Here is a 13,466-nt window from a genome sequence, read left to right as displayed (position 1 = left end):
ACGCCTTATCCGCCCTACATGTGCAATCCCGTAGGCCGGATAAGACGCGGCAAGCGTCGCATCCGGCATTTATTGCGCCGCTGCGTACAGGCCGACAATCTGCTCCAGGCTGGCGGTACGCGGGTTACTGCGCAGACAAATATCTTCCAGCGCGGCCTGCGCCCATGCGCCGTAATGCGCAGATGTCGCACCAACATCGCCCAGTCGTTTACCAATCCCAACTTCAGCAATCAGCTCACTTACCGCGTTAATAGCGTCACGATCGTCGGATTTTTTAGTTCGCAGCGCCCGACCAATCTGACTAAACCGATCACGACAAACCATCCGGTTAAATTCCATCACCGTTGGCAACAACATGGCGTTCGCCAGACCGTGCGGAATATGCAGCGCCGCCCCTGGCTGATGCGCCATCGCGTGGCATAACCCAAGCCCGGCGCTGGAAAACGCCATTCCCGCCATACATGAAGCCAGCAACATGCTCTCGCGCGCGGCAAGGTCATGGCCGTAGCCCACCGCTTTCGGCAGTGATTTGCCAATCATCGCAATGGCACCAATCGCCAGGCTGTCGGTAAACGGTGTAGCGTTCAGCGCGCTGTACGCTTCAATGGCATGGGTTAACGCATCAATGCCAGTCATCGCCGTGACATGCGACGGCACGCCTTCGGTCAGCGCAGCGTCGAGAATCGCGACATCCGGCATCAGCGAGGCATGGGCTAACACCTGTTTGCGCCCGCTTACCGCATCGATAATCACCGTCACGTTAGTCGTTTCAGAGCCGGTTCCGGCGGTCGTTGGAATGGCAATCAACGGCAGGCGCGGTTGCAGGACGCTGGTTTCTGACATTTCTGCCAGCGTGCTATCGGGGTTCGTCACCAGCAACGCAACGGCTTTCGCCGCATCCAGCACCGAGCCGCCGCCAAACGCGATCACCCCGTCACAACCTGATTCACGCAACTGCGCCACGGCTGCACACACGTCGGTGATGCACGGTTCGCCCACCGGACATGGCCAGAGCGTCATGGCGATACCTTTAACGGCCAGGCTACGTGTCAGCCCGGCGGTCATCCCTGCCTGATGCAAAAAGCTGTCTGCCATCACGAACAGATGTTTCAACCCACGCGTTTGCGCTTGCTGCCCACAACTGCTCACCGCGCCCGGACCGCAAAGCGTCACCGGTGGAACGCTAAATGTTTTTACCCGTTGCAGATTCAGGGTATCGAACGCCTGAAAAAGCGCCGTTTGCAATTCACTTTGCATAGATCCCCTCCGCTTTCTCTCGCCCACTACTGGCGATTGCCAGCGGGGTCATAAACAAACTGTGCTGCGGTAAATGCACCTGTAACGCCGGAAATTGTTTGCAAAACAGCGCAGCTACGCCCGGTTGCATACAGGAACCGCCCGCCAGCCATAAATCCGTAATGCCCTGCCCTTCAATATGCCGGGCCACAATGTCCGCCATTTTTTCGTACACCGGTTTCACCGCGGGCCAAATCTCGTCACCGTGACCGCGTTTGTACTGCTCTGCCTCTTCCAGCGAAATACGGCGATTTCCGGCGAGAGTCAGAGAGATGTGATGTCCGCCGGTGGCTTCATCCGCCGAGTACGTCACCTTGCCCTTTTTCACGATGGCAATACCAGTAGTGCCACCGCCGATATCCACTACACCGGCGTTGTCCAGTTGCAGCAGATCCGCGACTGCGGTTGGCTCATCCAGCACATGGCTCACTTCCAGTCCGGCAGACTCCAGCACGTTGATGGAAATACGCGGGTCCGTACCTGGAGGAAAAGAGGTCGCCGCATGGCTAAAACGGCGACCGAATTGCTGCTCGAGGGTGTCGAGATGGCGTCGAACAATGGTGACCGCACCGAAGAAATCCCAGACGATGCCGTCGCGGACCACATCAGCCCAGTCGAGGCATACCGCCACCGGCTGACCGTCGCGGTCGACAACCATCGACACCACATCGCAAGTGCCCAGATCCACCCCCAGCCACAGCGGAGATTCCGTCGCGGCAGGCGTCTGGTTACACAGCGTTGCCGCCGTTTGCAGACGTGGGGTGAGCCATTGTTCATCGTGCGCCATCGGTTACTCCTTAAACAATGCGAAACGCATCGACTAATACACAGCGACGCAGACGGACAAACGTCCGCGCGCTGGTTACCCCTTCACCGGTTGGCGTGGTGATGGTCATCGTGGTCCAGCCTTCCCCGCCCAGCCCCAGCCCGGCAATACACGGTCCGTTCTTAACGAAAATGCTGGTATCAATGGCGTTCGCCATCTGGTTCATGTTTTCGATATTGCGCGAGTGCATTGCCGCCGTGTGGTGGCAACCGCCTTCCAGTTTCACCGCCAGCGCAATGGCATCCGCCACGTTGGCGACGCGCACGACGGGCAGCACCGGCATCATCAGTTCGGTCACGGCAAACGGATGTTCTGCGGTGGTTTCTACAAACAGCAGTCGCGTTTCTGACGGGACGTTCAGGCCGATTGCCGCCGCGATTTTCGCCGCATCGCGACCAACCCAGTCACGGCTGACGGTGCCTTTTCCGCGCTCGTCGATATTTTTCAGCAACACCGATTGCAGTTGCTGCGCCTGCTCTGCGGTCAGTTTCACCGCATGCTGGCCTTCCATCAGACGCATCAGTTCATCGGCTACGCTATCAACAACAATCAGTACCTTTTCGTCGGCACAAATGATGTTGTTATCGAAAGAAGCGCCTTTGACGATGGACTGAGCAGCACGGGCGAGGTCGGCGGTTTCATCCACCACTACCGGCGGGTTACCGGCACCTGCCGCAATCAGGCGTTTATTGGTGTGTTTGCGCGCCGCTTCCACTACCGCTTCGCCGCCGGTCACCACCAGCAGGCCGATACCCGGAAACTTGAATAAGCGTTGCGCGGTTTCGATATCCGGATTTGCTACGGTAACCAGTAAGTTTTCCGGCCCGCCTGCGGCAACAATCGCCTGGTTGAGCAGCGTGATCGCCCGCTGGGAGACTTTTTTCGCCGCCGGATGCGGGGCAAAAATGACGCTGTTGCCCGCGGCAATCAGGCTGATGGCGTTGTTAATTACGGTTGCCGCCGGGTTAGTGGAAGGCGTCACCGAAGCCACCACGCCCCAGGGTGCGTTTTCAATTAGGGTCAGGCCGTTGTCGCCAGTCAGCACTTGCGGAGAGAGGCACTCAACGCCTGGTGTGCCGCGCGCCTGAGCGACGTTTTTGGCAAATTTATCTTCAACGCGCCCCATGCCGGTTTCACTGACGGCAAGTTCCGCTAAATCTCTGGCGTGTTTTTCGCCTGCTTCACGAATGGCAGCAATGGCTAACTGGCGCATTGCCACGCTTTTTAACCCTTGCTGGGCGACTTTGGCTGCCGCAACGGCGTCATCCAGGGACGCGAAAACGCCCATCTCATGAACGGCGGCGGGCGGCGTGTCACTGCTTTGCATTTTCAGCAGTACCGCTTTCACCACCTGTTCAATATCCTGTTGATTCATGATGTTCTGCCTTATTTGTGGAAAATGACCTGACCGCCAGACACCACCTCATCGACGATGCCAATCACGCACAGATCGACCGGTGACGTTTCGCTTTTATGCGCCTGGCGGGCGGAACTGCCACTCACCAGTAACACCCACTCCCCGGTTCCCGCGCCAATATTGTCGATGGCGACGGCGCATTGCCCGTCAGGATTACCTTGTGGATCAATCATTTCCACCATCAGCAATTTGTCATGCGCCAGTCCGTGATGGCGTACGGTACAAACAATTTGTCCAGTGACGACTGCCAGTTTCATACCCGCCTCCGTGGCGTATTTCAGGTAAAAGCTCCCCCTACCCTCCGCGGAAGGTAAAATGAAAAAGGAGAGAGCGTGACGCCCGAATCGACGTCACACAGGGTGATTACAGGTTGCTGCTATCGCCTTTCAGGCCGATCGGGAAGACTTCTTCCAGGTCGCCGTGCGGACGCGGGATAACGTGTACAGATACCAGCTCGCCGATACGCTGTGCCGCTGCGGCACCTGCATCGGTCGCGGCTTTACAGGCTGCAACATCACCACGAACCATGGCAGTACACAGGCCGCCGCCAATCTGCTTAACACCAACCAGCTTGACGCGCGCAGCTTTAACCATCGCGTCAGAAGCCTCAATCAGTGCAACCAGGCCCCGGGTTTCGATCATTCCTAATGCTTCCATTGTGCTTTCCTCTTTATCAGGGTCCAGAACGGGACCGTTCATTCAACCAGTGTTTGTAAACTGCTTTCGCGGTTCACTTCTGTCTGACGCGGCACAGCTGCCACCAGCGCCAGTTCGATAATTTCCTGCACGCTACAACCACGAGAGAGATCGTGCATCGGCGCGGCAAGTCCTTGTATCAATGGCCCGACGGCACGATATCCGCCAAGTCGTTGTGCGATTTTGTAGCCAATATTTCCGGCTTCCAGCGACGGAAAAACCATCACATTAGCTTTGCCCTGTAACGGGCTGGCAGGCGCTTTTTGCGCCGCCACTTCCGGCACGAAGGCGGCGTCAAACTGCAACTCGCCATCGACAACCAGCTTTGGTGCGCGCTCACGGACGATTTCTGTCGCCTGCTGGACGTTGGCAACGCAGGGGTGACGGGCACTACCGTTACTGGAAAACGACAGCATCGCCACGCGCGGTTCTTCTCCGGTGATGGCGCGCCAGGTTTCGGCGCTGGCAAGCGCGATATCCGCCAGTTGTGCCGCCGTCGGCTGCGGCACCACGCTGCAATCGGCAAAGCCCAACGCCGGACCGCTGTACTGTGGCAGCATCAGGAAAATGGATGAGAGCGTTTTACAGCCTGGCTGCAAGCCGATAATGCGTAATCCGGCACGCAGCACATTCGCCGTGGAAGAGAGGTTGCCCGCGATACAGACATCCGCTTTACCGGCGCTGACCATTGCGGCGGCGAACATCAGCGGATCGGTAAGTTTTTCCAGCGCATCCGGCGGCGTTTTTTCGCCCGCGCGGGCCAGCCAGCGATGAGCAAATTCTTCCCGCATTGCGAGGTTGCCATGCGGATCTATCACCTGTAGCCCGTCCATCGCCACGCCGTGACTGAGCGCAAACTGACGAAGTTCAAACGGATTGGCGACCAGAATGGGCGTTGCCAGACCTTGTTGATGTAAATATTGCGCAGCTTTCAGCACACGTTGATCTAACGCATCCGGAAAAACTACTCTGGCGGGCGCTCGCAACGCCAGTTCACGACAACGTTTAATAATCATTGCGTTTCCCCCAGTCGTTGTTGGATCTGCTTCACCGTTAGCGGCTGCTTCGTTACGCTCAGGATCATCATCACGTAGACCGTGCTGGAAAGGCGGTTCAGCGCCTGCAAAATGTCCGGGCGTAATACTTCAAAGCTGCGGGTGATAAAGACCTGCGCCGCTACGGTTTCGGTTTCCCGCACTTTGGTGCGTAACAGATTCAGCAACGCCGCATCGCGCCCGTGGCTGGCTTCCGGCACCAGATGATCGTGGTCGAGATAACGCAGCGGCTGGTGAGAAAGCCGATGCAGATCTTCGTCAGAAAGCCCGACAATCGCCTGACAGCCCAACGGTTCCCCCAGCGCATCGGCACGCATAATGTTGCCAAGACGCGAACGGATATCCGCCAGCCACGGCTGCCACGGTTCCGCCAGTTCAATTTGCAGCCACACTGCCAGCGCAATGGTGCTGTCGAGAACAGCGCGAAAACCCAGACGCGGATCGCTTTTGGCGACCATTTTTTCCGCCGACAGGTGAGTCAGCGTATCCGGCTTTTTTGCTACCGGCTGGCGGCACAGTTCGCAGCACGCCTGCGGATGTTCATCGCTACTGGTCAGCCCGTGAACGGGCTGCGGCTGCTGCTGTTCATCGTCAACAAACAGGCGGCCCTGCTCGTCAATAAACTTGATGCGCAGATGGCGGCTTTCCAGTAACTCCCGGGCAGAGGGCGTCAGGCGACTGTCCGCAGGGAGATGGATCTCTGCGCCTTCGCTGAGCGTATGGTTCGCTCTTAGCCATGCTTCGGTGATGAAATCTTTCATAGGGATTGCCAGTTAGCCGGCCAGGCGACATACAGGAATTTCACGCTGGATGTCGTACCAAATTCGATGCTGGAGCCTTTCGGGATAAACATCACATCGCCCGCTTTGGCGATCATAGTTTCGCCTTCATGGCGAACATGCAGCTCCCCTTCCAGCACCATGTCGATTTCGTCGTAGTTCAGGGTCCACGGAAAGAAGGCGTTCTCCCACTGCATGAAACCAGCGGCCATACTGCTGCCGTCGTCTCCGGTCACGAGATCAGTCAAGCCTACGCAGTGCGGTTGTGCGCCGTCGAAACGACCAAACTTGACGCTGCTGCCATCAATAACTTTGATGCCGCCTTTGCCGGTCACCGATTTAAAGCTCGGCTGCAGTGCACCCTGTTCCAGCGACTGTTTTTCCTTCATCACTTTTTCCATCAGCTGCGCGACCAGGCTTTCGGTAAACTGACCTTCCGGCAGTTGGGCGATAATGGTTTCACGGATGCGCTGGCTTTCGGTTTTATCGGCTGATGCGCTGGCGGGAACAGACGCCGTTACCGGGATCGATTCATCACATTCGGTGATGGTAAAACCCAACAGATCAGCCACTTCACGGGCTTCCGGGGTAATAATGCTGGCGCGCAGAACCACGGACATTGCCAGTTTGCCGCGCGCGTGTGCTTCACGAATATCATTCGCTGTGATGAGTTTTTTCACCTGCTTCCTCCTGTTTGGTGAGAGATGCCAGATAATCCACCAGTTGCTGCACGCTTTGCGGGTCGTGGCTGTTTAGCTCGAAAATCGGCTCTTCGAAGCCCGTCTCAAGCAATAACTTTCGCGTTGCGGCGACGTCAGCATCTGGCATGTCCGTTTTACTGATGACGGCGATTTGCCGTTTGCTGACGCCAATATCCAGCAACCCGGCAGGCAACCGACTTTCCGGGTCATTCGCGCCGTGGACATAGATCAGCATGTCCACATCCTGTAGCGTGGTAATTAAGGCGTGATACCAGCGGGGATGGCTAAAATATTCACCCGGCGTATCAATATCGCCATTATCATTAAATTCCACGGCCTGTGTTTTTCTTGCGAGGGTATAATTCCCCTGCAACGCATTAAATAACGTTGTTTTTCCTGCCCCGACGGTCCCCACAAACGCAATTCGTTTCATGAATGCCTCGTATTAACTTTTGGTCATTTCACAAAGCGTATAATTTAATAAGCGTCCTAAACCACTGACGGTTTGTGATAACGCTTCTTCTACTGCGCCCACCGAGCCATAAATCACCAGCGCGCCACTAAAACGATCGAGAAAACCGATATGCACATCGGCGGCTTTCAACGCTAAATCACCGGCGATCATCGCCGTTTCTCCGGGAGTTAGCGTCATAATGCCGATTGCGCCCGCATCCGGAACGCCGATTTTCTTCGCCAGTTCCTCGCCGGGATGCGCGATGAGATGCGCCAGTGTGACCTGTTTACCGGGCACAAATTCCTGAATGATGCGTTCTTTATCCATGAGTCGCCGCCTGTGAAAAACTTTCGTGTATCGTGACAATTTTTCGTCAGAGTAAATAACAAAATTCGGCAAGCGCGTTTAAAAGGTGAGGTAGATCACTAAGAATGGAGAGATATTTGCTGTGGTGCATAAACTTTCATATGCAACGCATGAATATAAATAAAATAATATCGAAATATTTTATATACTGATTTTTTTATTATTCGCAAACTCAGTAATAAACTTTACTAATATATTGCAGCTAAACCGCTTACCCTGAATATTCAGGGTAAGCGTGAGAGTTAAAAAAGAATTACAGCGGTTGGGTTTGCGCTTCAACCACGGCCAGCGCCACCATGTTGACGATACGACGTACCGATGCGATCGGCGTTAACACGTGAACCGGTTTCGCCACCCCCATCAGCACCGGGCCGACAGTCACACCTTCCGAGCTGGAAACGCGCAGTAAGTTGTAACTAATGCGGGCAGCTTCCATGTTCGGCATCACCAGAATATTAGCGGAACCTTTCAAAGGGCTGTCCGGCATACGGTCGTTGCGAATCGCTTCCACCAGCGCTGCATCGCCGTGCATTTCACCATCAATCATCAGTTCTGGCGCACGTTCCCTGACCAGTTCCAGCGCCTGACGCATTTTGCTCGACGACGGGCAGTCAGAAGAACCAAAGTTGGAGTGCGACAACAGAGCCACACGCGGCTCAATACCAAAACGACGAACAGTTTCTGCCGCCATCAAGGTGATCTCCGCCAGCTCTTCTGCATCAGGCTCATCATTGACGTAGGTATCGGCAATAAAGGTGTTACCACTCGGCAACAGCAGCGCGTTCATTGCACCTGCGGTGTGAACGCCATCACGATAACCAAAGACATTTTTCACCACGCTAAAGTGTTCATGATAATCGCCCACCGTACCGCAAATCATTGCATCGGCTTCGCCACGCTGAACCATGATCGCGCCGATCACTGTCGGGTTACTGATCAGCGCACGCTGCGCCTGCTCCTGAGTGACACCGCGACGCTTCATGATCTGGAAGTATTCGGTCCAGTACTCTTTAAAGCGCGGATCGGATTCGTTATTGACGATCTCAAAATCAACGCCCGACTTGATCTGCAAGCCCAGTTTCTGAATGCGCATTTCGATCACGTTCGGACGACCAATAAGGATCGGTTTCGCCAGTCCCAGCGTTACCAGTTCCTGAGTGGCATGCAGAACGCGCGCCTCTTCCCCTTCCGGCAGAACTACGCGCTTCGGCGCTTTGCGAGCCTGGGAGAAAATCGGCTTCATAAACAGGTTAGTTTTGTAAACGAACTCTGTCAGCTTGTCGATGTAGACGTCGAAATCAGCAATCGGACGCGTCGCCACGCCCGACTCCATCGCCGCTTTCGCCACCGCAGGAGCGATCTTAACGATCAAGCGCGGATCAAACGGTTTTGGAATGATGTATTCCGGACCAAAGCTCAGATCCTGATCGCCATACGCTGAAGCCACCACTTCACTCTGTTCCGCATGGGCCAGTTCTGCAATCGCGCGTACTGCCGCCAGTTTCATCTCTTCGTTGATGGCGGTTGCGCCAACGTCCAGCGCGCCACGGAAGATAAACGGGAAGCAAAGGACGTTGTTCACCTGGTTCGGGTAGTCGGAACGGCCGGTACAGATGATGGCATCCGGACGCACTTCTTTCGCCAGCGGCGGCAGAATTTCCGGTTCCGGGTTCGCCAGCGCCAGGATCATTGGCGCACGGGCCATTTTCTTCACCATTTCCTGGGTCAGCACTTTCGGGCCGGAACAGCCGAGGAAAATATCCGCGCCTTCAATCACATCATCGAGGGTACGTTTACCGTCATCCACCACCGCGTATGCGGCTTTGGTTTCCGCCATGTTTGGCTCACGGCCCTGATAGATAACGCCTTTTGAATCGCAAACCACGATGTTATGTTTTTGCAGACCCAGCGCTACCAGCAGGTTCATACAGGCGATTGCTGCGGCACCCGCGCCAGAAACCACCATCCGCACGTCGGAGATGTTTTTCTCCACCACGCGCAAGCCGTTGAGGATGGCGGCAGTGCTGATAATTGCCGTGCCGTGCTGATCGTCGTGGAATACCGGAATATTCATCCGCTCGCGCAGTTTCTGTTCAATATAGAAACATTCTGGCGCTTTAATGTCTTCGAGGTTGATGCCGCCGAAGGTCGGTTCGAGCGCAGCGACGACTTCAATAAATTTGTCCGGGTCGAGTTCATCAACTTCAATGTCAAATACATCAATCCCGGCGAATTTCTTAAACAGAACGCCCTTGCCTTCCATCACCGGTTTGCCTGCCAGCGCGCCAATGTTGCCTAACCCCAGCACCGCCGTACCGTTAGAGATCACCGCTACCAGGTTACCGCGCGCGGTATATTTGTAGGCTTTTAACGGGTCTTTTTCGATTTCAAGACAAGGTGCGGCAACGCCTGGTGAGTAGGCCAGCGCCAGATCGCGCTGCGTTGCCAGAGGCTTGGTTGGAGAAACCTGGATTTTCCCTGGAACTGGAAATTCATGGAAATCAAGTGCACTTTGTTTTAACTGGTCATCCATTTGGTTGTTCCTTTCACGTAACGTTCACAAATAAAGTGTGTGGGCAACAGCCCCTGTCCACAACGTGGCGCACATTATTACCCTGCCGGAGTCTACAGACTTTGAGCAAGTCCAAACTCTCACCATTAATATAATGTTTTGGTAATAATCATATAACACTGATGTTACCTGCTTAATCCAGCAATACCATGCCTGTCTGCTATGCTTTTTTGATGCGTTTAGCGAAATTTCTCAGAAGTGTGAATTAACGCACTCATCTAACACTTTACTTTTCAAGGAGTATTTCCTATGAACGAGTTAGACGGCATCAAACAGTTCACCACTGTCGTGGCAGACAGCGGCGATATTGAGTCCATTCGCCATTATCATCCCCAGGATGCCACCACCAATCCTTCGCTGTTACTCAAGGCTGCCGGATTATCACAATATGAGCATTTAATAGACGATGCTATCGCCTGGGGTAAAAAAAATGGCAAGACCCAGGAACAACAGGTGGTCGCAGCGTGTGACAAACTGGCGGTCAATTTCGGTGCTGAAATTCTCAAAATCGTACCCGGTCGCGTGTCAACAGAAGTTGATGCACGCCTCTCTTTTGATAAAGAAAAGAGTATTGAGAAGGCGCGCCATCTGGTGGACTTGTATCAGCAACAAGGCGTTGAGAAATCGCGCATTCTGATCAAGCTGGCTTCGACCTGGGAAGGAATTCGCGCGGCAGAAGAGCTGGAAAAAGAAGGTATCAACTGCAACCTGACGCTGCTGTTTTCTTTTGCACAGGCGCGGGCCTGTGCAGAAGCAGGCGTTTTTCTGATTTCGCCGTTTGTCGGGCGTATTTATGACTGGTATCAGGCACGCAAGCCGATGGACCCGTATGTGGTGGAAGAAGATCCAGGCGTTAAATCAGTACGCAATATCTACGACTACTATAAGCAACACCACTATGAAACCATTGTGATGGGCGCGAGCTTCCGTCGCACCGAACAAATCCTCGCCTTAACCGGCTGCGACCGACTGACTATCGCACCGAATTTGCTGAAGGAGCTACAGGAAAAAGTTTCGCCAGTGGTACGTAAATTAATCCCACCTTCTCAGACGTTCCCACGCCCAGCTCCCATGAGCGAAGCGGAGTTCCGTTGGGAGCACAATCAGGATGCGATGGCGGTAGAAAAACTGTCTGAAGGCATTCGTCTGTTCGCCGTTGATCAACGCAAACTGGAAGATCTTCTTGCCGCCAAACTATAAACCAGCCACGGAGTGTTATATGTCCCGAAAAGACCTTGCCAATGCGATTCGTGCACTCAGTATGGATGCGGTACAAAAAGCCAATTCTGGTCATCCCGGCGCGCCGATGGGCATGGCTGATATTGCCGAAGTGCTGTGGAACGATTTTCTTAAACATAACCCCACCGACCCAACCTGGTATGACCGTGACCGCTTTATTCTTTCCAACGGTCACGCGTCGATGCTGCTCTACAGTTTGCTGCATCTGACCGGTTACGACCTGCCACTGGAAGAACTGAAGAACTTCCGTCAGTTGCATTCGAAAACCCCTGGTCACCCGGAAATCGGCTATACGCCAGGTGTTGAAACCACCACCGGTCCTCTTGGACAAGGTTTGGCGAACGCCGTCGGGCTGGCGATAGCAGAGCGTACGCTGGCGGCGCAATTTAATCAGCCGGATCATGAAATTGTCGATCACTTCACCTATGTGTTTATGGGCGACGGCTGCCTGATGGAAGGTATCTCTCACGAAGTCTGTTCGCTGGCGGGCACGCTGGGGCTGGGCAAGCTGATTGGTTTTTACGATCACAACGGTATTTCCATCGACGGTGAAACCGAAGGCTGGTTTACCGACGATACGGCAAAACGTTTTGAAGCCTATCACTGGCATGTGATCCATGAAATCGACGGCCACGATCCGCAGGCGGTGAAGGAAGCGATCCTTGAAGCGCAAAGCGTGAAAGATAAGCCGTCGCTGATTATCTGCCGTACGGTGATTGGCTTTGGTTCGCCGAATAAAGCAGGTAAGGAAGAGGCGCACGGCGCACCGCTGGGGGAAGAAGAAGTAGCTCTGGCACGGCAAAAACTGGGCTGGCACCATCCGCCATTTGAGATCCCTAAAGAGATTTATCACGCCTGGGATGCCCGTGAAAAAGGCGAAAAAGCGCAGCAGAGCTGGAATGAGAAGTTTGCCGCCTATAAAAAGGCTCATCCGCAACTGGCAGAAGAGTTTACCCGTCGGATGAGCGGCGGTTTGCCGAAGGACTGGGAGAAAACGACTCAGAAATATATCAATGAGTTGCAGGCGAATCCGGCGAAAATCGCTACCCGTAAGGCTTCGCAAAATACGCTTAACGCTTACGGGCCGATGCTGCCTGAGTTGCTCGGCGGTTCGGCGGATCTGGCTCCCAGCAACCTGACCATCTGGAAAGGTTCTGTTTCGCTGAAGGAAGATCCGGCGGGCAACTACATTCACTACGGGGTGCGTGAATTTGGTATGACCGCTATCGCCAACGGCATCGCGCACCACGGCGGCTTTGTGCCGTATACCGCGACGTTCCTGATGTTTGTTGAATACGCCCGTAACGCCGCGCGGATGGCGGCACTGATGAAAGCGCGGCAGATTATGGTTTATACCCACGACTCAATTGGTCTGGGCGAAGATGGTCCGACGCACCAGGCTGTTGAGCAACTGGCTAGTCTGCGCTTAACGCCAAATTTCAGCACCTGGCGACCGTGCGATCAGGTGGAAGCGGCGGTTGGCTGGAAGCTGGCGGTTGAGCGCCACAACGGACCGACAGCACTGATCCTCTCAAGGCAGAATCTGGCACAGGTAGAACGAACACCGGATCAGGTTAAAGAGATTGCTCGTGGCGGTTATGTGCTGAAAGACAGCGGCGGTAAGCCAGATATTATTCTGATTGCCACCGGTTCAGAGATGGAAATCACCCTGCAAGCGGCAGAGAAATTAGCGGGAGAAGGTCGCAATGTTCGCGTAGTTTCCCTGCCCTCGACCGATATTTTCGATGCCCAGGATGAGAAATATCGGGAGTCGGTACTGCCTTCAAATGTTTCTGCCCGCGTGGCAGTAGAAGCGGGTATTGCCGATTACTGGTACAAATATGTTGGCCTGAAAGGGGCAATTGTCGGGATGACAGGTTATGGGGAATCAGCTCCGGCGGATAAGCTGTTCCCGTTCTTTGGCTTTACCGCCGAGAATATTGTGGCAAAAGCGCATAAGGTACTGGGAGTGAAAGGTGCCTGATGGTGATCGCCGGATGCTGTATGTTCCCCTCACCCTAACCCTCTCCCCAGAGGGGCGAGGGGACGGTCCGTGCGCTTTTTA

13 protein-coding genes are annotated in these 13,466 nt (G+C 54.6%); 2 read left to right on the top strand and 11 right to left on the bottom strand.

All coding sequences use genetic code 11. The annotated features are described in order from the left end of the window. Window positions 1–69: 69 nt before the first annotated feature. From eutG to maeB, 11 genes are all read right to left on the bottom strand, one after another. Complete coding sequence (gene eutG / locus HBM92_RS06875; protein WP_001305216.1) at window positions 70–1,257, bottom strand: ethanolamine utilization ethanol dehydrogenase EutG; 1,188 nt, start codon at window positions 1,255–1,257, stop codon at window positions 70–72. Continuing rightward, window positions 1,247–2,083 carry an ethanolamine utilization protein EutJ gene (gene eutJ / locus HBM92_RS06870; protein ID WP_000929720.1) on the bottom strand — a complete coding sequence of 279 codons (837 nt, stop codon included), beginning with the start codon at window positions 2,081–2,083 and terminating at the stop codon, window positions 1,247–1,249. Before eutJ ends, eutG begins: the two co-directional genes overlap by 11 nt. Before the next feature lie 10 nt (window positions 2,084–2,093). Then, complete coding sequence (locus HBM92_RS06865) at window positions 2,094–3,497, bottom strand: aldehyde dehydrogenase family protein (RefSeq protein ID WP_001075697.1); 1,404 nt, start codon at window positions 3,495–3,497, stop codon at window positions 2,094–2,096. Between the two features lie 11 nt (window positions 3,498–3,508). After that, on the bottom strand, window positions 3,509–3,796 hold the full coding sequence (gene eutN / locus HBM92_RS06860; RefSeq protein WP_000762196.1) for an ethanolamine utilization microcompartment protein EutN: 288 nt from the start codon (window positions 3,794–3,796) through the stop codon (window positions 3,509–3,511). A 106-nt stretch (window positions 3,797–3,902) separates the two neighbouring features. Next, on the bottom strand, window positions 3,903–4,196 hold the full coding sequence (gene eutM, locus HBM92_RS06855; protein WP_000387713.1) for an ethanolamine utilization microcompartment protein EutM: 294 nt from the start codon (window positions 4,194–4,196) through the stop codon (window positions 3,903–3,905). Between the two features lie 38 nt (window positions 4,197–4,234). Continuing rightward, entirely contained in the window at window positions 4,235–5,251 is a 1,017-nt protein-coding gene (pta, locus tag HBM92_RS06850; protein ID WP_000584522.1) for a phosphate acetyltransferase, read from the bottom strand. Next, window positions 5,248–6,051, bottom strand: a complete 804-nt coding sequence (gene eutT, locus HBM92_RS06845; protein WP_000651298.1) for an ethanolamine utilization cob(I)yrinic acid a,c-diamide adenosyltransferase EutT — start codon at window positions 6,049–6,051, stop codon at window positions 5,248–5,250. The genes pta and eutT overlap by 4 nt, the downstream gene beginning before the upstream one ends. Further along, window positions 6,048–6,749 (bottom strand): ethanolamine utilization acetate kinase EutQ, encoded by a 702-nt coding sequence (eutQ, locus tag HBM92_RS06840; RefSeq protein WP_000733937.1) that lies wholly within the window; start codon window positions 6,747–6,749, stop codon window positions 6,048–6,050. The genes eutT and eutQ overlap by 4 nt, the downstream gene beginning before the upstream one ends. After that, window positions 6,724–7,203 (bottom strand): ethanolamine utilization acetate kinase EutP, encoded by a 480-nt coding sequence (gene eutP / locus HBM92_RS06835; protein ID WP_000820789.1) that lies wholly within the window; start codon window positions 7,201–7,203, stop codon window positions 6,724–6,726. The genes eutQ and eutP overlap by 26 nt, the downstream gene beginning before the upstream one ends. Before the next feature lie 12 nt (window positions 7,204–7,215). After that, the gene (gene eutS / locus HBM92_RS06830; RefSeq protein WP_000356956.1) at window positions 7,216–7,551 is read right to left on the bottom strand and encodes an ethanolamine utilization microcompartment protein EutS; all 336 of its coding nucleotides are present in this window, start codon (window positions 7,549–7,551) and stop codon (window positions 7,216–7,218) included. A 292-nt stretch (window positions 7,552–7,843) separates the two neighbouring features. After that, the gene (gene maeB / locus HBM92_RS06825; RefSeq protein ID WP_000342651.1) at window positions 7,844–10,123 is read right to left on the bottom strand and encodes an NADP-dependent oxaloacetate-decarboxylating malate dehydrogenase; all 2,280 of its coding nucleotides are present in this window, start codon (window positions 10,121–10,123) and stop codon (window positions 7,844–7,846) included. A gap of 288 nt (window positions 10,124–10,411) precedes the next feature. Between maeB and tal the strand changes: the two genes are divergently transcribed. Together tal and tkt are read left to right on the top strand one after the other, a co-directional pair. Next, window positions 10,412–11,362, top strand: a complete 951-nt coding sequence (tal, locus tag HBM92_RS06820) for a transaldolase (protein WP_001003709.1) — start codon at window positions 10,412–10,414, stop codon at window positions 11,360–11,362. Between the two features lie 19 nt (window positions 11,363–11,381). Beyond that, a complete protein-coding gene (gene tkt, locus HBM92_RS06815; RefSeq protein WP_000087285.1) occupies window positions 11,382–13,385 on the top strand; it encodes a transketolase in 2,004 nt (667 codons plus the stop codon). Window positions 13,386–13,466 lie beyond the last annotated feature (81 nt).

The organism is Escherichia sp. E.sYA108, assembly GCF_011754335.1.
Classification (GTDB): domain Bacteria; phylum Pseudomonadota; class Gammaproteobacteria; order Enterobacterales; family Enterobacteriaceae; genus Escherichia; species Escherichia coli.
The sequence above is the reverse complement of the archived record's forward strand: the minus strand, read 5'-3'. Positions and strand labels throughout refer to the sequence as shown.

What these genes read in the sequence shown, in the direction of transcription:
- eutG (WP_001305216.1), bottom strand. Translation starts at nt 1,257, where the DNA reads ATGCAAAGTGAATTGCAAACGGCGCTTTTTCAGGCGTTCGATACCCTG.
- eutJ (WP_000929720.1), bottom strand. Translation starts at nt 2,083, where the DNA reads ATGGCGCACGATGAACAATGGCTCACCCCACGTCTGCAAACGGCGGCA.
- HBM92_RS06865 (WP_001075697.1), bottom strand. Translation starts at nt 3,497, where the DNA reads ATGAATCAACAGGATATTGAACAGGTGGTGAAAGCGGTACTGCTGAAA.
- eutN (WP_000762196.1), bottom strand. Translation starts at nt 3,796, where the DNA reads ATGAAACTGGCAGTCGTCACTGGACAAATTGTTTGTACCGTACGCCAT.
- eutM (WP_000387713.1), bottom strand. Translation starts at nt 4,196, where the DNA reads ATGGAAGCATTAGGAATGATCGAAACCCGGGGCCTGGTTGCACTGATT.
- pta (WP_000584522.1), bottom strand. Translation starts at nt 5,251, where the DNA reads ATGATTATTAAACGTTGTCGTGAACTGGCGTTGCGAGCGCCCGCCAGA.
- eutT (WP_000651298.1), bottom strand. Translation starts at nt 6,051, where the DNA reads ATGAAAGATTTCATCACCGAAGCATGGCTAAGAGCGAACCATACGCTC.
- eutP (WP_000820789.1), bottom strand. Translation starts at nt 7,203, where the DNA reads ATGAAACGAATTGCGTTTGTGGGGACCGTCGGGGCAGGAAAAACAACG.
- eutS (WP_000356956.1), bottom strand. Translation starts at nt 7,551, where the DNA reads ATGGATAAAGAACGCATCATTCAGGAATTTGTGCCCGGTAAACAGGTC.
- maeB (WP_000342651.1), bottom strand. Translation starts at nt 10,123, where the DNA reads ATGGATGACCAGTTAAAACAAAGTGCACTTGATTTCCATGAATTTCCA.
- tal (WP_001003709.1), top strand. Translation starts at nt 10,412, where the DNA reads ATGAACGAGTTAGACGGCATCAAACAGTTCACCACTGTCGTGGCAGAC.
- tkt (WP_000087285.1), top strand. Translation starts at nt 11,382, where the DNA reads ATGTCCCGAAAAGACCTTGCCAATGCGATTCGTGCACTCAGTATGGAT.